Here is a 20792-nt window from a genome sequence, read left to right on the forward strand (position 1 = left end):
CCCAGATTGAACGGTCTGTTTGAGCTCTTTTTTATTCTTTTTCTGAATAAAAAAAGCGAGTAGTGAAAGCTGGAAATCGCTTCAAATAAAAACCTTCTTGATTTCTCAAAAAGGTTATTGTCTATATTCTATTATCTTGTTTCTCTTCTCTCAAAAAGATTAATCATTCAACTTTAAAACCGCCATAAATGCTTCTTGTGGAATTTCTACATTCCCCACTTGACGCATTCTTTTCTTTCCCTTTTTCTGCTTTTCTAACAGTTTACGTTTACGAGAAATATCTCCACCATAACATTTTGCGGTAACATCTTTACGGAGTGCTTTGGTAGTTTCACGCGCAATTATTTTTGCGCCAATAGCAGCTTGAATAGGAATATCGAACTGTTGTCTTGGTATGAGTTCTTTTAATTTCTCTACTATTTTCTTCCCAATTGAATAGGCATTGTCTGCATGTAATAATGCAGAAAGTGCATCTACTGGCGATCCGTTTAATAAAATGTCTACACGTACTAATTTCGATTCTCTCATACCAATCGGAGAATAATCGAAAGAAGCATATCCTTTAGAAACGGTTTTTAATCGATCGTAAAAATCGAATACTATTTCTGCCAAAGGCATGTCAAAGGTTAATTCAACTCTTTCTGTGGTTAAATAGGTCTGATTGGTAATTTCGCCACGTTTTTCGATACACAAACTCATTACTTGTCCTACAAAATCTGACTTTGTAATAATACTTGCTTTAATAAATGGCTCTTCTACTCTATCTAACCTAGATGGATCTGGTAAATCTGTAGGGTTATTTAATAGCACAAGCTCATTAGGATTTTTCTTAGTATATGCGTGGTAAGAAACGTTGGGAACTGTTGTAATCACAGTCATATTAAACTCACGTTCTAAACGTTCTTGAATAATTTCCATGTGTAACATCCCCAAAAATCCACAACGAAAACCAAACCCCAATGCCGCAGAACTTTCTGGAGCAAAAACCAATGAAGCATCGTTTAATTGTAATTTTTCCATAGAGTTCCGCAACTCTTCGTAATCTTCTGTATCTACTGGGTATATTCCTGCAAAAACCATGGGTTTTACATCTTCAAAACCATCTATAATTTCTGTAGTTGGGTGTACAGCGTCTGTAATGGTATCTCCTACTTTTACTTCTTTTGCGGTTTTAATTCCTGTAATTAAATACCCAACATCACCTGCTTTAACAGATTTTCTAACAACTTGTTCTAGTTTTAAAGTACCTACTTCATCAGCAAAATACTCATTGTTAGTTGCCATAAATTTAATACGCTGTCCTTTTTTGATTTCTCCATTTAAAACTCTAAAATAGGTTTCAATGCCTCTGTAAGAATTGTAAACAGAATCGAAAATTAGGGCTTGTAACGGTGCATCAACATCTCCTATTGGAGCAGGAACTCTATTAATAATTGCTTCTATAATTTTATCAACTCCAAAACCTGTTTTTCCACTTGCGTGAATTACTTCTTCAGGATCACATCCTAATAAATCTACAATATCGTCTGTTACTTCTTCTGGATTTGCAGAAGGTAAATCTACTTTATTTAAAACGGGTATAATTTCTAAATCGTTTTCTAAAGCTAAATATAGATTAGAAATTGTTTGTGCTTGTATGCTTTGTGCCGCGTCTACAATTAGTAAAGCGCCTTCACATGCTGCAATAGAACGAGAAACTTCATAAGAGAAATCTACGTGACCTGGAGTGTCTATTAAGTTTAAAACATATTGCTCACCATTGTGCGTATAATCCATCTGAATGGCATGCGATTTTATGGTAATTCCACGTTCGCGTTCCAAATCCATACTATCCAATAATTGGGCTTTCTGTTCACGTGCAGTTACAGATCCTGTAAAATCTAACAATCTATCTGCTAATGTACTTTTACCATGATCTATATGTGCGATAATGCAAAAGTTTCTTATGTTCTTCATGCTTCGTTTTCTAACTACTTTCAGTTGACAAAGGTATGCTATTTACAAACCTTGTCAAATAAAAAAAGTACAATGAAATTCATTGTACTTTTCTTTAAATTTATGGTGAATTTACAAATCTCTTTCTAATTCTGAAATGGCTACTTTAAACTCTTCCCAATTAATGGTATCATCACTATTTTTATCGTATCCTTTCAATAATTCGTTGGCTACAATTCCTGATAAAAAACCACTGATTTCAGCATCTCTTAGCATTTTTTTAATTTCAGATTTATTTAACCTGCCATCTTTGTCTGAGTCAAAAAATTGAAAAGCTTCTTCTGGCGAATCAAACTGATTGGTGATTAAAATTCTAATTTTTCTTAAAATATTTTCTTTTGCTCCCATATTATTTTTTTAATATTAATTTTGCCATTCTGCAATAAATAAGTTGGTATCTCTACCACCTCCATTATTTCTATTTGAAGAGAAGGCTAGTTTTTTACCATCGTTAGAAAATACAGGAAACGCATCAAAAGTTTCTCCATGTGTTACTCTTTCTAAATTTTTACCGTCTAAATCTATCAGATATAAATTGAAAGGAAAACCTCTTTCTGCTTCAAAGTTAGATGAAAATAATATTTTCTTTCCTGAAGGGTGAAAAAACGGACTCCAATTTGCATTTCCTAAATCTGTTAATTGACGCAATTCAGAACCATCTGCATTACATATATAAAGCTCCATTTCTGTAGGTTCTACCAAACCTTCTGCCAATAAATCTTTGTATGCTTTTATTGCTTCCGGTGTTTTTGGTCTTGAAGAACGGAAGATAATTTTTGTTCCATCTGGAGAGAAAAATGCGCCGCCGTCATAACCCAATTCATCAGTAATTTGCTGTACATCAGAACCATCAATATTCATGGTATACAGTTCCAAATCTCCACTTCTGGTTGATGTAAAAACTATTTTATCTCCTTTTGGTGAAACGGTTGGTTCTGCATCGTAGCCTTTTTCATTTGTTAATTGTTTTACAATGTTCCCTTCTAAATCGGCAACAAAAATGTCGAAACTATCATACACAGGCCAAATGTATTTTCCGTTTTTACGAAGTGGAACGTCCGGACAATTGTCATCCACTAAATGTGTAGATGCATAAATAATATGTTTGTTATCTGGTAAAAAATACGCGCAGGTTGTACGCCCTTTTCCAGTAGAAATCATTGGTGGCATTTTGTCTTTAAAATCCTCGTCGACATTCATTAAAAACATCTGATCACAGCTTACATTCCAATTTGTATAGTTGGATTGAAATACCAATTGCTTGTCGTCAAAACTCCAATATGCTTCCGCATTATCGCCACCAAAAGTTACTTGTTTGATACTTTTAAAATGCACTTCTTCTGGATAGATTAAAGAGTCTTTTGCGACAATTCTTTCTGTTGTCTTTATTTCTGTCCCTTTTTTTTCGTTTTTACATGATATACATATCATTACAAATACAATTAGGTAAACAATTCTCATTTTCTTATTTATTAATTAACTTTACAAAAATAATATTATCATTATGAAAAACGTCCTATTTTTTATCTTTTTGAGCATTTTAATTTCTTGTAAACCAGAAATAAACCAAGAAAACCGAATTAAAGAAGACGTTGCATTTTTAGCTTCTGACGCTTTAGAGGGAAGACAAACAGGAACCGAAGGCGAAAAAAAAGCTGCAGACTATATTGCTGAACGTTTTAAAGAATTAAAACTACAACCAAAAGGAACTTCTAGTTTTTTACAGCCATTTACCTTTAAACCAAAAACAAATCCGCATGACAAAGTGAAATTTGACGTAAATGGTGATGGAACTATCACAGGAAATAACGTTTTAGGCTTTATAGATAACAATGCAGAAAACACCGTAGTTATTGGAGCGCATTATGATCATTTAGGTTTTGGCGGCGAAGGTTCTTTGTACAGAGATTCTATAAAGGCAGTTCATAATGGTGCAGATGACAATGCTTCAGGCGTTGCTATTTTATTAAATTTAGCCACAAAATTAAGAAAAAAAAACACTGAGAATAATTATTTGTTTATGGCTTTTTCTGGAGAAGAAATGGGACTTTTAGGTTCCAATTATTTTGTGAAAAACCCAACAATTGATACTAAAAAAATATCTTATATGATAAATATGGATATGGTTGGAAGAATGAAAAAAGACAGTTCTTTAGCGGTTTATGGAACAGGAACTTCGCCGATTTTTAAGCAAGTTTTAAAATCTCATAACAACAATTTTAAGTTAATTCAGCAAGAATCTGGAGTTGGACCAAGCGATCATACTTCTTTTTATTTAGCTGATATTCCTGTATTGCATTTTTTTACGGGTCAGCATGAAGATTATCACAAACCTGGTGACGATTCAGAAAAATTGAATTATAATGGAATGAATTTAATCTCTGACTATATTTTTAACATTATTTCTGATTTAGATGATAACGGCAAATTACCTTTCAGAAAAACAAAAAATGAAAGCGAAGAAACACCAAGATTTAAAGTAGGTTTAGGTGTAATTCCAGATTATTTATTTGATGGAAAAGGAATGCGAATTGATGGAATTTCTGAAGACAAACCCGCACAAAAAGCGGGCTTGCAAAAAGGCGATATTGTGATTAAACTAGGTGATAGTCTGGTGACAAACATGATGAGTTATATGCGTGCTTTGTCTGTTTTTGACAAAGGAGATACAACAAAAGTAATTGTAAAAAGAGCTGAGAAAGAAGTTGAAAAAGAGATTAACTTTTAAAATCCCATCCTAAATCCTTCCTATTTCGACTTCGCTCAATACAAGCTTCAGGAAGGACTTGAAAAATGATTTCATCATTTTTTGTCATTTAGAAGAGGAACGACTAAAGAATCTAAAGCTGACAGTACTTTTATAGAATTCGAAACAAATTATGATAAAAACAAAACAAGATTTCATCAACAAAATACATCTAATTATTTCTGTCTGTATTGTAATTCCTGTTTCTTTTGTCTATGGATTCAATCCGTCCTTAAAATTTGATATTCAACTACAAACCATAGATGAACATAATTTTTTTAAAGCCATTATGGGGTTGTATTTAGGTTTTTCTATTCTTTGGATTCTTGGTGTTTTTAAAAATCAGTATTTAAAAATGGCCATTGGTACAAATATTATTTTTATGTTGGGTTTAGGTTTTGGAAGAGTGTTGAGCATTTTTATTGATGGAGCACCAACTTTCAACTACATTTTTGGGACTTTTGCAGAATTATTTTTAGGTTGCTACGGAATTTGGGTTCTGAGAAAACTCCGATAATTACCTCCTTTAAAATATAAGAAATTAAATACCTACAAGGTCTTTTGAAACCTTGCAGGAAAACACTAATTTTGCAAAAAATTAATTTGTTTTGGTAAAAATAGACAACATAGAGCTTCCTGACTTTCCATTATTATTAGCACCGATGGAAGATGTTTCTGACCCGCCTTTTAGAGCTTTATGCAAAGAAAATGGTGCAGATGTTGTGTATACAGAATTTATTTCTTCGGAAGGTTTAATTCGGGATGCAGCAAAAAGTATTCTCAAATTAGATATTTACGAAAAAGAAAGACCTGTTGGAATTCAAATTTTTGGAGCCAACCTAGATTCGATGTTGAAGACAATTGAAATTGTAGAAAAATCCAATCCAGATATTATAGATATCAATTTTGGTTGTCCTGTTAAAAAAGTAGTTTCAAAAGGTGCTGGCGCAGGAATTTTAAAAGACATCGATTTAATGATTTCACTTACAGAAGCCATGGTAAAACACACCCATTTGCCAATTACTGTAAAAACACGTTTGGGCTGGGATCATGATTCAATTAGAATTGTAGAAGTTGCAGAACGTTTACAAGACGTAGGCTGTAAAGCCATTGCGATTCATGGTAGAACACGTGCGCAAATGTACAAAGGTGATGCTGATTGGAAACCGATTGCTGAAGTTAAGAACAATCAAAGAATGCACATTCCTGTTTTTGGAAATGGAGATATTACCACACCAGAAAGAGCAATGAAAATGCGTGATGAATATGGTTTAGATGGCGCTATGATTGGAAGAGCTTCTATTGGTTATCCTTGGTTTTTTAAAGAAGTAAAACACTTTTTTAAAACGGGTGAACATTTGCCAAAACCTACCATTGTACAACGTACAGAAATGGCTCGAAGACACTTGCAAATGGCAATTGATTGGAAAGGGGAACGTTTGGGTGTTGTGGAAACCAGAAGGCATTATACGAATTACTTTAAAGGGATTCCACATTTTAAAGAATACAGAACTAAAATGGTTACTTCAGACGACCCAAAAGATGTATTTAATGCTTTTAATGAAGTGGAAGAAAAATTTGGGAATACTATTATTCCTCAGTATTAATTTATTTTTCTATAAACGCTTCAGAAATTCTACTACTCGCAATTTTTGCTGCGATAAAACCTAAGACTGTAATTGTACAAAACACAATTAAAAGGTTAGAAAATTTAAATTCTACAGGATAGGCTAAATTTGGCACAATCATAAACAAACTAAATTCCTTTTGTAGAAAAACCAAAATTACTCCTAAAACTAACCCGACACACATCCCGAAAAAAGTTAATAAAAAACCTTGAAAAATAAAAATTTTCTTTATTTCTTTAATCGTTGCGCCTAAATTGAATAAAGTTTTTAGGTTTTGTTTTTTATCAATAATCATCATAATTATTGCCCCGATAACATTGAACAGTGCGATGATAACGATTAAGGTAAAAATCAAATACGAAACAAAATTTTCGGTATTTATTACTTTATAAAAAACTTCGTTTAATTGCTCTTTGGTTTGCACTTTAAAATCAGTGCCTAATGCTGTTTGTAAATTTGCTGCAACTTCATTTGAATCTTCAATATCATTCAACCTTAGCTCAATTCCAGTTACTTGATTTTCTTTAAAACGAAGTAAATCTCTAGCTTGTTCTATAGAGGTAAATACAAATTTACTTTCAAATTCTTCGGTTCCTAAATACACGCCTACAATTTGTGTTTCAATACTGTAAAAAGGATTTCTAGGATTTATAAACCCTTTACCAGGTTTAGGAATCATTATTTTTAAAGGTTCACTATAACTTAAAATCCCTAATGAAAGTTTATTTGAAATGCCTCTTCCTATAACTGCTGTGTTCTCAAAATCTTTTTGAAGCCAAGTACCCACACTTAATGAAGAGTCTATTTTAGAAATATTTGTATAATTTTCTTCTACACCTTTTATAAAAGCGATTTCATTTTTCTCATTAAATTCTAAGAAAACGCGTTCTTCAATAACTTTAGTACTTTCTTTTATTGAAGTATTAGTTTGTAATTTTTGTTGTAAGGTTTCGGTAATAAAAAAAGATTTACCTACTGTAGTGGTAATCTTTATATCGGGATCTGAAACATCTAATAAACTATAACTAAAGGTTCTTAAGCCAGAAAAACCAGAGAGAATAACAAACAAAGCGAGCGCCCCTACAATTACCCCAAATGAAGCTATCATAGTAATGATATTTATAGCATTGTTGCTAGTTTTAGAAAATAAATATCTTTTTGCGATGTAGTAAGGAAAACCCATAATCTCGTCTATACTCGATAGGATATTTTAATGATTTATCTTTTTTGACGTTTCGGTAAGACATCAGGATTTTGAATTGGGTTGTCATCATCACCTTTTAAAGACTTGTCAATTTCTTCTATATAATCTAAAGTGTCATCTCCAAAAAATAACAATTCTGGCATTCTTCTTAATTGGTTACGGGTTCTTTTTGCCATTTCATGACGAATTAAAGGCGTATTAGATTGTATTCCCTTCACTATTTCATCTCTTTCCACGGAAGGAAAAATACTCAAATACACTTTTGCGACACCCAAATCTGAAGTTACATGCACTTTAGATACAGAGATAATAACTCCTTTCATACCATCTTGTGCTGCTTTTTGCAAAACATCTACCAAATCTTTTTGTAAAACTCCTGCAATTTTACGCTGTCTGTTTGTTTCTTCCATAGCGCAAATTTACACTTTTTTTATGGAGTATAAATCTTATTTTTTATAGCGTACATAACAAGACCAACTCTATTTCTAACATGTAGTTTTGTAAATAATACATCTCTATAACCATCGATGGTTTTCGGACTTAAACACATTTTATCTGCAATTTCTTTGTACGTGAGTTCTGTACAGGCATATTTCATAAAAGTAATTTCTCTTTCTTTTAGAACAATTTCTTCAGTTCTATTTCCAGCAATAGATTTCATTAATAAATTCGTCACGTTTTTTGTGTGATAAAAACCATTTTCTACAATTTCTAACAATGCTTTTTCTAAAGTGGCTTTTTCTGTATCTTTTAATAAATAACCAATGGCACCTACTTTTAGCATTTTTAAAATGGTAGCATCTTCGTCTTCTACAGAAAGCGCCATGACATTTACACCCGAGTGGTTTTCTGTAATCCACGCTGTCGTTTCAATTCCGTTCATTATGGGCATATTGATGTCCATTAAAACAACATTTGGGATAAATTTTGGCGATTCAGAAAACTTATCTACCAATTCTTGTCCATTTTTACAAGTATACAAAACTTTAAACTTGCTAAAACCATCTACCATACCAGCTATTGCTTGAGAAAGCAATATATGATCATCTACAATAACAACTGAATATTTTATCATAATTTATATACTATTTTTAATGAGGTTCCCTTGTTTTTTTCTGATTGAAAAACGGCAGTCGCACCAATTAATTTTGCTCTATTTTTAATATTTTCTAATCCAATTCCATTAGATATATTTTCCGAAGTTAAAAAACCAACTCCATCATCTTTTGCTGTTATTTCTAGTTGCTGTTCACTAAAATGTAGAAAAACATTTAAATGGGAAGCTTTCGAATGCTTTATTGTGTTCGCAAAGAATTCTTGCAATATTCTAAAAATGATAATGGTAGATTTCTCGTTAATTTTTTGCTCTTCGCCCGTAATACTTAAAGTAGATTTTATAAAATTCAATCTATTAAACCGATCTATTTCTAGCTGAATAGCTTCTTTTAAATTGATATTCTTTATAGCTTCAGGATTAATCAATTTAGACAATGCTCTCACCTCAGTAAGTCCTTTAGAAATAGTTTCTGAAACTTCTTCTATAGTATTTGCAGTTGCATTTTGTAGCTGAATTTTAGCCAATGTTAGTAATTGCCCGATGTTGTCATGCAACTCCCAGCTAATATTTCGAAGCGTTTCTTCTCGAATTTCTATTTGAGTTTCTGCAATTTCGCGTTCAAAACGTTTTTTATTTTCTTCCTGCTCTTTTAATAGCATATTTTTCCTTTTCTGAAAAATACTAAACAATAGAATACTAAAAAAAACAACTAAAACAATAATTATAGTTGTTGCAAAAAGTATTATCTGACTTTCCTCTGACTCCATAAACCTCCGAATATAAAACAACTATACATAAACATTGACAATGCAATTTGAATATTAAATAAACCAACCACTTCTTGTTTAGAAATATTTTTCATCTGGTTTATGATCGTAATAATTGGTATTGTTCCCAAATAATAAACTAAAAGCCCAAATACAATCCAAAAAGAAAGTGTCTTTTTATAGTTTAAAATTTTATTGGAGTTTAAGAGTTCTTTAAAAAAGAAAAAAAGAACAACAGTGATTAAAATACTCCCTGTAATCGAAGCCACTGTATTGTAATTTAAAATATAGCTATCTATATAAAAACTAGAAAAAATATAAATGATATTAAACACATACATAATATAAAATACATTTTTTTGACCTGATGTGGACAATAATAATCCTTTTAAAAATAAAAAAAGAAAATTAAACTCAAAAAAAGTAAGTATGTTATAGAGGTATAAATTTCCTTTTCCTATGCTTAAAATATAACCTGCTATCATTTCAAAAACAAACAAAAAAATCAAGTAGGTGGCAAAATATTTTAAATCTATCTCAAACGTATGTTTAAAATAGAATACAGTATACATTAATACTGATAGAGACATGAATAGATATACAATATTAAATAACATATTACATCGGTGGACTTGGTTTTAACCTATTGGTTCCAGAACTTTCCAATTCATCTTCATTCTCGCTAAAAAATGAAAAAAAAGAAGCCCGCATTACTTGTTTCGTTTCTCTGCTACTAAACTTATTTAAGAATTTTGTAAAAGGAATTGGTTGTCCTTTTTTAGAATATAAGGGTTCATAGGCTGTATTTTTACCATTGATATTTGCTGTTGGCATAAAGATTAAAGATTGCCTTCCACTTAACGTCGTGTCTAATTTATAATTTTCAGGATATGCCGCAGAAAAAATTTGTATGCCTGTCAATTCAATATCTTTTTCTTTAGATAATTTCTCTAAATAAGCGATATACTGTTTTAACTGATGTATCTCATAGAAATGAGCAATAGTTTCTATAGAATCTTTGCCATTACTAAATCTTTTTCTATACGCATCTAACACTTTTTTTTGACCTATATCATATTGATGAAACATCCTTGCCATCTCATTGTACGTAATTGCGTTGGAAGGCCTTGAATTATCTATTTTAATATGTTCGTGATGATTACACTCCGTTTTACAACTGCTTACTACAATCATTAAAAATATAAATAATAGCGAAAATCCATTTAAAGTTTTCATCAGAAAAAAGTTAGATTAATATCTTACAAAATACAATTTTTTACTTCGAAACAAAAAAGGGTTCAAATAAAACACCTTAAAAAACTAAATTACAGTTATTTAAATTTAATTTAAAAAAAATTAATAAGTGGTTTTCCTGTAGAACAATAAGGGTTTCAACTCTTGAAGTATAACATAAAAAATACGACTTTTGACAGATTAGTTATTCTAGGGAAAATTGCTGAAAGTATCTTTCTCAATTGAAAGAAATTTTAATAACGCAAAAAACCTCAAAACAAAATGTTTTGAGGTTTTTAATAAGTTTATGATGAAAGCTTAATCTGCTAAAATAATAGCCTTGTTATCATTCAGCTCTAAAGTTCCTGAATTGATAGCTAAAGTTAAAATTCTATCATCATCTATCTCAGCTTCTAATTTACCATGTAAATCATCTAATTTTAAATGATCTTGACTATGAACATGAATCTTTACGATACCTTCCTTTAATATAGAAACGATAGGAGCGTGATTGTCTAATATTTGAAACTCACCATCTGAACCAGGCGCTGAAAATGAATCAACTTCTGATGAGAATAATACAGCTTCTGGTGTTACAATTTCTAAAAACATTGTTAAACTTGTTTAACTATCCTGAACTTGTTTCAGGAACTTTATTAATACATTTCTTAATTTTTGAGATACTGAAACAAGTTCAATATTAGCTTATGTTATGCCTCAGCTAACATTTTCTCTCCAGCATCAATTGCATCTTGAATGGATCCTCTTAAGTTAAATGCAGCTTCAGGATATTTATCCAATTCACCATCCATAATCATATTAAAGCCTTTAATAGTGTCTTTAATATCTACTAAAACTCCAGGTATTCCTGTAAATTGTTCCGCAACATGGAATGGTTGAGATAAGAAACGTTGTACACGTCTTGCTCTATGAACCACTAATTTATCTTCTTCAGACAATTCTTCCATTCCTAGAATCGCAATAATATCTTGTAATTCTTTATAACGTTGTAATAATTCTTTTACAGCAGTTGCCGTGTTATAATGCTCATCACCTAAAATGGCAGCAGATAAAATTCTTGAAGTAGAATCTAAAGGATCTACTGCAGGGTAGATACCTAATTCAGCAATTTTACGAGACAATACTGTAGTGGCATCTAAATGCGCAAATGTAGTTGCTGGTGCTGGATCTGTTAAATCATCTGCAGGTACGTAAACCGCTTGTACAGAAGTAATAGAACCTTTTTTAGTGGATGTAATACGTTCTTGCATTGCACCCATTTCTGTTGCTAATGTTGGTTGGTAACCTACTGCAGAAGGCATACGACCTAATAAAGCAGAAACCTCAGAACCTGCTTGTGTAAAACGGAAAATATTATCTACAAAGAAAAGAACATCTTTTCCTTGGCTATCTCCTGCTCCGTCTCTAAAGTATTCAGCAATTGTTAAACCAGACAAGGCAACACGTGCACGTGCTCCAGGTGGCTCATTCATTTGTCCAAAAACAAAAGTTGCTTTAGAATCTCTCATTCCTGGCTTATCTACTTTAGATAAATCCCATCCGCCTTCTTCCATAGAATGCATAAAATCGTCTCCGTATTTTATAATTCCAGATTCTAACATTTCACGAAGTAAATCATTTCCTTCACGAGTTCTTTCACCAACTCCTGCAAAAACTGATAAACCACCATGTCCTTTTGCGATGTTGTTAATTAATTCTTGAATTAAAACAGTTTTACCTACTCCTGCTCCTCCAAATAGACCAATTTTACCTCCTTTTGCATAGGGTTCAATTAAATCGATTACCTTAATTCCTGTAAATAGAACTTCTGTAGAAACAGATAAGTCTTCAAATTTTGGTGCAGATCTATGTATTGATAAACCGTCTTTACCAACTTTAGGTAAATTTCCAAGACCATCAATAGCATCTCCAGTAACGTTGAATAAACGACCATAAATATCGTTACCAATTGGCATTTGAATAGGACTTCCTGTTGCTAAAACTTCAGCACCTCTGCTTAATCCATCAGTAGCGTCCATAGAAATGGTTCTAACTGTATCCTCACCAATATGTTGTTGTACTTCTAATACTAAAATAGAACCATCAGCTTTTTTAATTTCTAATGAGTCATATATTTTAGGAAGTTCAGTATTTTCTGTATTGAATTCAACATCAATTACTGGGCCAATAATTTGAGAAACTTTTCCTGTTGTTGTAGACATCTGTATCTAATTATAATTATTATTTATATTTTGAGATTTACCATCTCATTTTCAGCATGCAAAGGTAATTCTTTTGGTTGTAATTAAAAAAGTTTTTTATTTAAAACTCAACGATAATTTGCATAAAAAAAGCCTCACCAAAATGGTGAGGCTTTCTACTATAATTCTAAGAATTATTATTTGTTAGTAACTTTTACAATTACTCTTCTATTCTGAGCTTTACCTGCTCTTGTTTTGTTTGTTGCAATTGGATCACCTTCTCCGTAACCGATAGCTTCTAATCTAGTAGTATTAATACCTTGTGCTACTAAGTAATCTCTAACGGCCATTGCTCTTCTTTCAGACAATTTCAAGTTGTATGGTGCAGTACCATCACTATCTGTATGTCCTTCAATTACAAAATTAGCCTCTGGATTATTGCTCATTACTCTTACCATATCATTTAACTTAGAAGTAACACCCGCTTTAAAAGTTGCTTTGTTAGTGTTAAACAAAATTGCTTTCGCATATTCAGTTAAGAAATTTTCATCTTCTACAGTAATTACTGGTTTAGGACATCCCATATTAGATGCTGGTCCAGCAACAGTAATACATTTATCGTCTTTGTCTAAAACTCCGTCACCGTCAGTATCTGCCCAAGGACAACCATCATTAGAAACAGGACCTGCTACGCTAGGACATTTATCATTTTTATTGATTACTCCATCACCATCAGTATCAGGACAACCTTTGTTCGCTTTTGTTCCTTTTTCATTAGGACACATATCATCTTTGTCCGCTACTCCATCACCATCAGCATCAGGACAACCGTTCATAGAAGCTAAACCAGCTACAAAAGGACAAGCATCATCAGAATCTTTGATTCCATCGCCATCAGCATCAGGACAACCGTTGAATTCTTTTAAACCAGCTACCTCTGGACAAGCATCATCTTTATCAAATACACCGTCTCCGTCAGTATCTTTTCCTCCAAATTTAATAACTAAACCTAAAGAAGTCTGGTAATGTGCTCTTACATTATCAGAAAAACCTTTTTTAGTTCCTGTTTGAAAGTTTAAACCTAAGTTATCATTAAACCAAGTATTAAAACCTAAACCTACGTTTAACATTGCTTCTCCACTTGAATCAACTGAAGTATAACCACCACCTAAATACACATAAGGATCAAACCAAGCAGTTTCACCTACTAAGTTATTTAAATCATACTTTACAATTGCATCAATTGCATAATAAAGAAAATCAGAATCATTTTCTGCTACTACAGTTTCAATTTTGTTTAAAGAACCTGCTAATTGCAAAGAAAATCCTTTGTTTAAATACTTGTCTACAGAAATTCTAGAGATAGAAGGTAGAACATTCCAATCGCTATTTCCTAATAAATCTTTAATTTGGTCACTAAAGTCATCTCCGTTATAGAAATCTACTACGTTTAAACCAAACCCAACAACCCAAGGGTTATTCTCATCTTGTGCACTCACGTTGCTAACTGTTACCAACGCAAACAAAGCTATCACAGCTAATTTTAATTGTTTCATTATCAAATTTTTAAATTAAAAGTTCATTATTTTAAGGACAAAAGTAAGTTCTTAAAACTTATCTACAAAGATAAATCCGTAAAAAGTTAAAAAAAATACAAGTTTTTTTAGTCCTGTCTATATAATTTTTAATTCTTTTCCCACTTTTTTAAATGCAGAAATTGCTTTATCTAAGTGCTCTTTTTCATGAGCGGCAGACAGTTGTACTCGAATTCTAGCCTTCTCTTTAGGAACCACTGGAAAGAAAAAACCAATGACATAAATACCTTCTTCTAATAATTTATTTGCCATCGTCTGCGAAAGCTTCGCATCATATAACATCACAGGAACGATTGCTGCATCTGCACCCACCAAATCGAATCCTGCTTTTTCCATTTCTGTTCTAAAGTAGTTTGTATTCCACTCTAATTTGTCTCTCAAAGAGGTATCATCTGCAATTAAATCAAATACCTTTAAAGAAGCTCCTACAATTGCTGGTGCTAAAGAGTTAGAAAACAAATAAGGTCTAGAACGCTGACGTAATATTTCTATGATCTCTTTTTTACCTGTGGTATAACCACCCATTGCACCTCCTAGAGCTTTTCCTAAAGTTCCTGTTACAATATCTACTCTATTCATTACATTTTTAAGCTCAACCGTTCCACGACCTGTTTTCCCTATAAAACCTGTAGCATGACATTCATCAACCATTACCAATGCATCGTATTTATCGGCTAAATCACAAATTTCATCTAATTTAGCGACAATTCCATCCATAGAAAAAACACCGTCTGTAACTATAATTTTGAATCGGTGATTTTGTTTATTCGCTTCAATTAGTTGTTCTTCTAGAGAAGTCATATCGTTATTATTATAACGGTAACGGCCAGATTTACACAAGCGAACTCCGTCTATAATAGAAGCATGATTTAAACTGTCTGAAATAATAGCGTCTTCTTTTGTTAATAGTGGTTCAAAAACGCCGCCATTTGCATCAAAACAAGCAGCATATAAAATAGTATCTTCTGTTGTGTAGAATTCTGCAATTTTCTCTTCCAATTGTTTGTGGATATCTTGAGTTCCACAAATAAATCTTACGGAAGACATTCCGAAACCATGCGAATCTAATGTATCTTTTGCTGCTTGAATTACTTCTGGATGATTTGACAATCCTAAATAATTATTCGAACAAAAGTTGATTACTTCTTCACCTGTAGAAATTTTAATAATTGCATCTTGAGAAGAAGTAATTATTCTTTCAGATTTATACAAGCCTGCCTCTTTTATTTCTTGAAGTTCTTTCTTTAAAGTATCTTTAATTTTACCGTACATTTTTTATTGATTTAAGAAATACAAAGTTACAAAGTTTATTTTCTTTGTTTATACTTCAACAACAGCAATTTTATCATTGATATATATTAAGATTTTTTTAGCAATGACAAAATTCATCGATTTTAAAACTCTTTCATACGTTAACAATTGCTGATGGTATTCCTTCGAAGGATTTCCGGTCTTATAATCGATTATGGTAACTTCATTTTTAGCATTAAATACCAATCTATCTGGAATGATAATTTGGTTGTCTACATCTACAATTTCTCTTTCATTAAAAACGGTTACTTCTTCTGAAAAGTAAGTTGTTAAATCTGGGTGATTTACCACAGAATTGATGGTGTTTTTTATTGAAACAAATTGATGTTCATCTATAAAACCTTGTTGATGATATTGTGCTATAATGCCATCAACCTCTGTGTTTGTAATAATTTTAGATAATATTTCATGAAATAAATTCCCAAAATCAATGGCTTTTCCTTGTTCTGTATTCCATAGTTTTGAAGCACTTGCCAACAATACAATATTGTGTTCTTGCCAAGGAGTTGAAATGAATTTCTGATGAATTTCTGTTGAATCAGTTTCTTCTTCCTTTTTATGAAACCTATTTTTATTACCGAAAGAATACTCTAAAAGATCTTCTTGCCAAAGGTTTTGTTCTTTTAAATAATTGATAAAAATACCAGAATAATAATTCACATTCTCTACTCCTTTCGCAGAAATTTTCTTTTCTGTAATTATATGTAATTGTGCTACGGCTCTTGTTAATGCAACATATAAAAGGTTAAAATTATCTAATTCTAACGCTGCTCTTTGCTGATTGTAAATTTCTAATCCTCTTGCATTGATTAAACTGATATCTTTCTTGAAATCAATTAAAAGCTCCTGAAATTGATATGTTTCTGGCAAAGCATCAAACCAAATTTTAGGATTCATTTGTCTATATACATCTACATCACAAGGAAAAATAACCACAGGAAATTCTAACCCTTTCGATTTATGAATGGTCATGACTTGAACTGCTTCTGAATTTTCGGATGCCACAATGCTCAACGTGTCTTTTTTGAGTTCCCAAAATTCTAAAAACTCACCAATATCAGTTGCTTTTCTTTGTTGCTCTAAAACAACATCTAAGAAAAATTGCACATATGCATCAGAAGAAGCCACCAAATTAAAACCTCTAATGATTTCTTCGATTTTCTCGTAAAAAGGAACTTGCTGAAAGACTACAAAATTAAAAGTAACTCCATAAGATTTTAAATCTTCAAAAATTAATGAATTTGTAGATTTTATATACTTTTTAAAAAATTGATGTTTTGGGGCTGTTACTTTTAAATGTTTGTAGAGGAAATATAAAACTTCAAACCTTTTCTCTTCATCGTTTGCATTCTGAATGATTTGTAAAATAGCAATGATAAATTGAATTTTAACGTTGTTATTCAACAACAATGTTTCTGAAGAAATGATAGAAACGCCATTTTCTGATAAATAATCTGCCACTGCAATTCCGTCTTTTTTTGTTCTTGTTAAAACACAAATTTCATTTAGGTAAAAATCTTCTTTTAATTCATTTATTTTCTCTAAAACTTTCTTTGGATATTTTACTTTCTCATCTTCCTTTTCCTCTTCTTTATCTAAAAAAGACAGCGATACATAACCTCCTTTTTTAGCATTTTCTAATTGCGTATTTCCTTCAAAAAACAGCTTTTTATAAGCCTCATTTTGAAGAAAGTTCGAAGTATGTTGAAAGAAAGAGTTATTAAAATTAATAATTTCTGAATAGCTTCTATAATTAGTTTCTAAATTTCTGATATCTTTTTTGACATGAAACGGATTTTCTTCATTTGAACCTAAAGCGATAAACTGTTCTGCTTTTCCTCCACGCCATCTATAGATAGCTTGTTTGCCATCGCCAACCAGCAATAAATTACTATATTCTTGTGCGAGTGCATTGTCTATTAAAGGAATTAAGTTTTGCCATTGCAGCACAGAAGTATCCTGCATTTCATCTATAAAATAATGCTGAAACCGTTGCCCAATCCTCTCATAAATAAAAGGTGCAGGTTGGTCTTTGATATTGTCTGAAATTAATTGATTAAATTCTGCATTTAATCGAATGTTATTCTCTTCTTTAATTGTATTTAGTTCAGCATTAATATGATTTAAAACCGCCAACGGAATAATACTTTTTAAAGTAATTTTATTTAATAAATACAGAGAAAAAGTTGCATTGTATAAATCTTTAGATTGGTAGTAATAATCTCTTAAATTTTCTGAAATTGCATCAATAGTATCTTTAATATTTGCATCTGTTTTTGCTGCGTAGAGATTTTTAGACTCTTCTATGGTTTTATTTAAACGACCATCAAATTTCAAATCTTCGCTTTTTAGAAATTTTAATTTTCCCAGTTTTTGAAAATGTTTTGGGTATTCTCCCGCATAACCAAAATCGGAAATGGCAACTCCATTATCATTAATAAACTTTAAAACTTCCTCTGCTAATATTTTATAATCTTTCTCAATTTTGCTATTTGATTTCTGAAGCTTTTTTTTAAGCTCGAAAAAATCGTCTAATTCTTTATCTGCCAGTTTTCTAAAATGTTGCACGTCATCTTCATTTAATAATACTCTGGCAAAATCATTGAGATCTTTAGAAATATCCCAAGATGTATCATCATCTGTTTTATCTAAAGAATAGGCAATTAAAAGGTTGGTGAGTTTTTTATCGGTTCCAATTTTAGAAATCAGCAGATCTACCGCTTCATTTAAAAGAGCAATTGCATCCATCTCTACTTCAAAATTGAGAGACAAACCCAAATCATGGGCAAAGTTTTTAATAATTTTATGCGTAAAACTGTCGATTGTAGTGATTGAAAAAGCAGAATAATTTTGAAGAATTGCGTTTAAAATTTTCTTGCTTCGTTCTTGAATTGTTGCGGCATCTAAGGTTGTTTCCTCAAGAATTTTTGGGTAAATATCTGTGCTATTTCCTTCAGAAAATTCCTCTAAACTAAACAACACACGTTCTTTCATTTCGCCAGCTGCTTTGTTGGTAAACGTAATTGCCAAAACCTTTTGAAAAGCAAAAATATCTTCTGAAGTTAATAAGACTTTTAGATATTCTTTAACTAAGGTGAAAGTTTTTCCGCTTCCTGCTGAAGCATTATATACTTGAAAAGTTGATGGTTGTTGCACAATTTATTTTTAAAAACGAATTGTACGAATTTAGTTTATTACACAGAGATTCGCAAAGAAATTACAGAGATTCGCAGAGATAAAAAAATACACAAATTTCACAGATTATACAGATGAGTGCGGAAAAAAGTTATTCCACAGAGTTTCGCTGAGAAATCACAGAGATTCGCAGAGATAAAAAAATACACGAATTTCACAGATTATACAGATGAGTGCGGAAAAAAGTTATTCCACAGCGTTTTACTGAGAAATCACAGAGATTCATAGTTTACCAGAATGATTAATATGCGAGTGAGAACATAAGAGTGTTTCTTCCCTTCGGGAAGATTAAGATGGGCTTTTATCCAAGTCCAACATCTAAAGACATCATTACTATAAATCCGCCAATAAAGCCGAGTGTGGCAATATCTGTGTATTTGTCTCTTTGTGTTTCTGGTATTACTTCTTCTACAACCACAAAAATCATTGCTCCTGCTGCAAAAGCCAAGGCATAGGGTAAAATTGGCGTAAAAAATGATACTGCCAAAGCTCCTAAAACTGCAGCAACTGGTTCTACCACTGCAGACAATTGTCCGTACCAAAAACTTTTTAATCGACTAACCCCTTGTCTTCTTAAAGGCATGGCAACTGCAAAACCTTCTGGAAAATTCTGAATCCCGATACCAATTGCCAAAGAAATTGCGGCAATAATCATTTCTGTTTGCTCTACGCCCACCAAGGTTGATGCTGCTCCAAACAAAACGCCAACCGCTAAACCTTCAGGAATGTTATGCAAGGTAATTGCTAAAACCAATAAGGTTGTTTTGTGCCACTCCGTTTTTACACCTTCAGCTTCACTTTCTTTAAAATTGATGTGTAAATGCGGTAAAATTTTATCCATTCCAAAAAGCGATAAAGCTCCCAAACCAAAACCAATAGCAGCTGGCAAAACTTTTAAAAAACCTTCACCAGGACTGTTTTCTATTGCTGGTGCTAACAAACTCCAAAAACTGGCAGCAACCATTACACCTCCTGTAAAACCTAGCATTCCATCTAAAACGGCTCTGTTTGCTTTTTTAAAAAAGAAAACCAAAGCGGCGCCCAATGCAGTTAAACCCCAAGTAAAAAGTGAAGCATACAATGCAGCCCAAATAGGGTTTTCTTTTGCGAATTCTACTAATTGATCAAAAATACTCATAATGTTATTTTGTTTATTTTATCTAATGCCCATTATGGGCTTTAATATATAAATTGTTTGCTATTTTATTTGAGATTGATAATTTTTTTTCTCCAATTAAAATAGATAAAGAATTGTCAAACTCTTCTTTTTCTAAAATGGTTATTTTCTTACCTAACGTGATGCCTTTTTTGTCTAAAAATTGTAAAAATTCTGATGAAGAATCGTCTACACCAATACAAATACCACTTTCATTTTTAGATAAAGTAGCTAACAACCTTTTTTCAATTGTTTTTAAGTTTCCATCTTTATCTGGAATTGGATCTCCATGAGGATCGTGTGTTGGAAATCCTAAAAAAGCATCCAATTGATTGATGAGCTTAGACGATTTAATATGTTCTAACTGTTCAGCAACATCATGTACTTCATCCCAAGAAAAATTTAATTTTTCAACTAAAAAAACTTCCCACAATCGGTGTTTTCGAACCACATTTGCGGCTGTTTTATTTCCTAATTCGGTTAACGTTACTCCTTTGTATTTTTTATAAACAATTACTTTTTTATCAGATAGTTTTTTTATCATATCTGTTACAGAAGAAGCTTTTGTTGCTAACTTTTTTGCAATAGCATTTGTACTGATTCCTTGATCTGTATCTACTTCTAAATGATAAATAGTTTTTAAATAATTTTCCTCAGAAAGCGTAAACATTTGATAGGTATTTAGTGTTGCAAATATATACTTT

General features: G+C 31.8%; 18 protein-coding genes. 3 read left to right on the top strand and 15 right to left on the bottom strand.

Translation table 11 applies throughout. The features are described from left to right. Positions 1-159 precede the first annotated feature (159 nt). The 3 genes from lepA to Q0998_RS17795 all read right to left on the bottom strand — a co-directional run bounded on the left by lepA (position 160) and on the right by Q0998_RS17795 (position 3456). Positions 160-1956: a translation elongation factor 4 gene (lepA, locus tag Q0998_RS17785; RefSeq protein WP_299672320.1), complete on the bottom strand. Its 1797-nt coding sequence runs from the start codon at positions 1954-1956 to the stop codon at positions 160-162. A 111-nt stretch (positions 1957-2067) separates the two neighbouring features. After that, positions 2068-2343: an EF-hand domain-containing protein gene (locus Q0998_RS17790; protein ID WP_299672322.1), complete on the bottom strand. Its 276-nt coding sequence runs from the start codon at positions 2341-2343 to the stop codon at positions 2068-2070. A 15-nt stretch (positions 2344-2358) separates the two neighbouring features. Further along, positions 2359-3456 (bottom strand): hypothetical protein, encoded by a 1098-nt coding sequence (locus Q0998_RS17795; protein ID WP_299672324.1) that lies wholly within the window; start codon positions 3454-3456, stop codon positions 2359-2361. A gap of 43 nt (positions 3457-3499) precedes the next feature. Between Q0998_RS17795 and Q0998_RS17800 the strand changes: the two genes are divergently transcribed. The 3 genes from Q0998_RS17800 (at position 3500) to dusB (ending at position 6348) form a co-directional block, all read left to right on the top strand. Further along, the gene (locus Q0998_RS17800; protein WP_299672326.1) at positions 3500-4723 is read left to right on the top strand and encodes a M28 family peptidase; all 1224 of its coding nucleotides are present in this window, start codon (positions 3500-3502) and stop codon (positions 4721-4723) included. 151 nt (positions 4724-4874) lie between these two features. Then, positions 4875-5258 (top strand): DUF4345 domain-containing protein, encoded by a 384-nt coding sequence (locus Q0998_RS17805; protein ID WP_299672328.1) that lies wholly within the window; start codon positions 4875-4877, stop codon positions 5256-5258. 91 nt (positions 5259-5349) lie between these two features. After that, complete coding sequence (gene dusB / locus Q0998_RS17810) at positions 5350-6348, top strand: tRNA dihydrouridine synthase DusB (RefSeq protein ID WP_299672336.1); 999 nt, start codon at positions 5350-5352, stop codon at positions 6346-6348. 1 nt (position 6349) lies between these two features. Here the strand turns inward: dusB and Q0998_RS17815 are convergent, their stop codons facing one another. From Q0998_RS17815 to Q0998_RS17870, 12 genes are all read right to left on the bottom strand, one after another. Then, positions 6350-7477: an FtsX-like permease family protein gene (locus tag Q0998_RS17815; RefSeq protein ID WP_366943676.1), complete on the bottom strand. Its 1128-nt coding sequence runs from the start codon at positions 7475-7477 to the stop codon at positions 6350-6352. Positions 7478-7587: 110 nt separating this feature from the next. Beyond that, positions 7588-7983, bottom strand: a complete 396-nt coding sequence (gene rbfA, locus Q0998_RS17820; protein WP_299672340.1) for a 30S ribosome-binding factor RbfA — start codon at positions 7981-7983, stop codon at positions 7588-7590. Positions 7984-8003: 20 nt separating this feature from the next. Then, entirely contained in the window at positions 8004-8648 is a 645-nt protein-coding gene (locus Q0998_RS17825; protein WP_299672342.1) for a response regulator transcription factor, read from the bottom strand. Beyond that, the gene (locus tag Q0998_RS17830; RefSeq protein WP_366943677.1) at positions 8645-9289 is read right to left on the bottom strand and encodes an ATP-binding protein; all 645 of its coding nucleotides are present in this window, start codon (positions 9287-9289) and stop codon (positions 8645-8647) included. The genes Q0998_RS17825 and Q0998_RS17830 overlap by 4 nt, the downstream gene beginning before the upstream one ends. A gap of 726 nt (positions 9290-10015) precedes the next feature. Continuing rightward, positions 10016-10633, bottom strand: coding sequence for a hypothetical protein (locus Q0998_RS17835; protein ID WP_299672346.1), 618 nt, complete (start codon positions 10631-10633; stop codon positions 10016-10018). A 315-nt stretch (positions 10634-10948) separates the two neighbouring features. Beyond that, a complete protein-coding gene (locus Q0998_RS17840) occupies positions 10949-11242 on the bottom strand; it encodes a hypothetical protein (RefSeq protein WP_299672348.1) in 294 nt (97 codons plus the stop codon). Positions 11243-11340: 98 nt separating this feature from the next. Then, positions 11341-12852 carry a F0F1 ATP synthase subunit beta gene (atpD, locus tag Q0998_RS17845; protein WP_299672350.1) on the bottom strand — a complete coding sequence of 504 codons (1512 nt, stop codon included), beginning with the start codon at positions 12850-12852 and terminating at the stop codon, positions 11341-11343. A 176-nt stretch (positions 12853-13028) separates the two neighbouring features. Continuing rightward, positions 13029-14387 (bottom strand): OmpA family protein, encoded by a 1359-nt coding sequence (locus tag Q0998_RS17850; protein WP_299672352.1) that lies wholly within the window; start codon positions 14385-14387, stop codon positions 13029-13031. Positions 14388-14504: 117 nt separating this feature from the next. Then, positions 14505-15698 carry a glycine C-acetyltransferase gene (gene kbl, locus Q0998_RS17855; protein WP_299672354.1) on the bottom strand — a complete coding sequence of 398 codons (1194 nt, stop codon included), beginning with the start codon at positions 15696-15698 and terminating at the stop codon, positions 14505-14507. 48 nt (positions 15699-15746) lie between these two features. Next, positions 15747-18893, bottom strand: coding sequence for an exodeoxyribonuclease V subunit beta (locus Q0998_RS17860; protein ID WP_299672356.1), 3147 nt, complete (start codon positions 18891-18893; stop codon positions 15747-15749). A 340-nt stretch (positions 18894-19233) separates the two neighbouring features. After that, complete coding sequence (locus tag Q0998_RS17865; protein WP_299672358.1) at positions 19234-20070, bottom strand: ZIP family metal transporter; 837 nt, start codon at positions 20068-20070, stop codon at positions 19234-19236. Between the two features lie 22 nt (positions 20071-20092). Beyond that, a complete protein-coding gene (locus Q0998_RS17870) occupies positions 20093-20758 on the bottom strand; it encodes a metal-dependent transcriptional regulator (RefSeq protein WP_299672360.1) in 666 nt (221 codons plus the stop codon). Positions 20759-20792: the final 34 nt, after the last annotated feature.

It is taken from the genome of uncultured Polaribacter sp. (genome assembly GCF_947501385.1).
Lineage (GTDB): Bacteria > Bacteroidota > Bacteroidia > Flavobacteriales > Flavobacteriaceae > Polaribacter.

Coding starts and splice junctions, on each gene's coding strand:
- Q0998_RS17790 (WP_299672322.1), bottom strand. CDS start 2,343: ATGGGAGCAAAAGAAAATATTTTAAGAAAAATTAGAATTTTAATCACC.
- Q0998_RS17850 (WP_299672352.1), bottom strand. CDS start 14,387: ATGAAACAATTAAAATTAGCTGTGATAGCTTTGTTTGCGTTGGTAACA.
- Q0998_RS17815 (WP_366943676.1), bottom strand. CDS start 7,477: ATGATAGCTTCATTTGGGGTAATTGTAGGGGCGCTCGCTTTGTTTGTT.
- kbl (WP_299672354.1), bottom strand. CDS start 15,698: ATGTACGGTAAAATTAAAGATACTTTAAAGAAAGAACTTCAAGAAATA.
- Q0998_RS17835 (WP_299672346.1), bottom strand. CDS start 10,633: ATGAAAACTTTAAATGGATTTTCGCTATTATTTATATTTTTAATGATT.
- Q0998_RS17805 (WP_299672328.1), top strand. CDS start 4,875: ATGATAAAAACAAAACAAGATTTCATCAACAAAATACATCTAATTATT.
- Q0998_RS17840 (WP_299672348.1), bottom strand. CDS start 11,242: ATGTTTTTAGAAATTGTAACACCAGAAGCTGTATTATTCTCATCAGAA.
- Q0998_RS17795 (WP_299672324.1), bottom strand. CDS start 3,456: ATGAGAATTGTTTACCTAATTGTATTTGTAATGATATGTATATCATGT.
- rbfA (WP_299672340.1), bottom strand. CDS start 7,983: ATGGAAGAAACAAACAGACAGCGTAAAATTGCAGGAGTTTTACAAAAA.
- Q0998_RS17830 (WP_366943677.1), bottom strand. CDS start 9,289: ATGCTATTAAAAGAGCAGGAAGAAAATAAAAAACGTTTTGAACGCGAA.
- Q0998_RS17870 (WP_299672360.1), bottom strand. CDS start 20,758: ATGTTTACGCTTTCTGAGGAAAATTATTTAAAAACTATTTATCATTTA.
- Q0998_RS17825 (WP_299672342.1), bottom strand. CDS start 8,648: ATGATAAAATATTCAGTTGTTATTGTAGATGATCATATATTGCTTTCT.
- Q0998_RS17865 (WP_299672358.1), bottom strand. CDS start 20,070: ATGAGTATTTTTGATCAATTAGTAGAATTCGCAAAAGAAAACCCTATT.
- atpD (WP_299672350.1), bottom strand. CDS start 12,852: ATGTCTACAACAACAGGAAAAGTTTCTCAAATTATTGGCCCAGTAATT.
- lepA (WP_299672320.1), bottom strand. CDS start 1,956: ATGAAGAACATAAGAAACTTTTGCATTATCGCACATATAGATCATGGT.
- Q0998_RS17800 (WP_299672326.1), top strand. CDS start 3,500: ATGAAAAACGTCCTATTTTTTATCTTTTTGAGCATTTTAATTTCTTGT.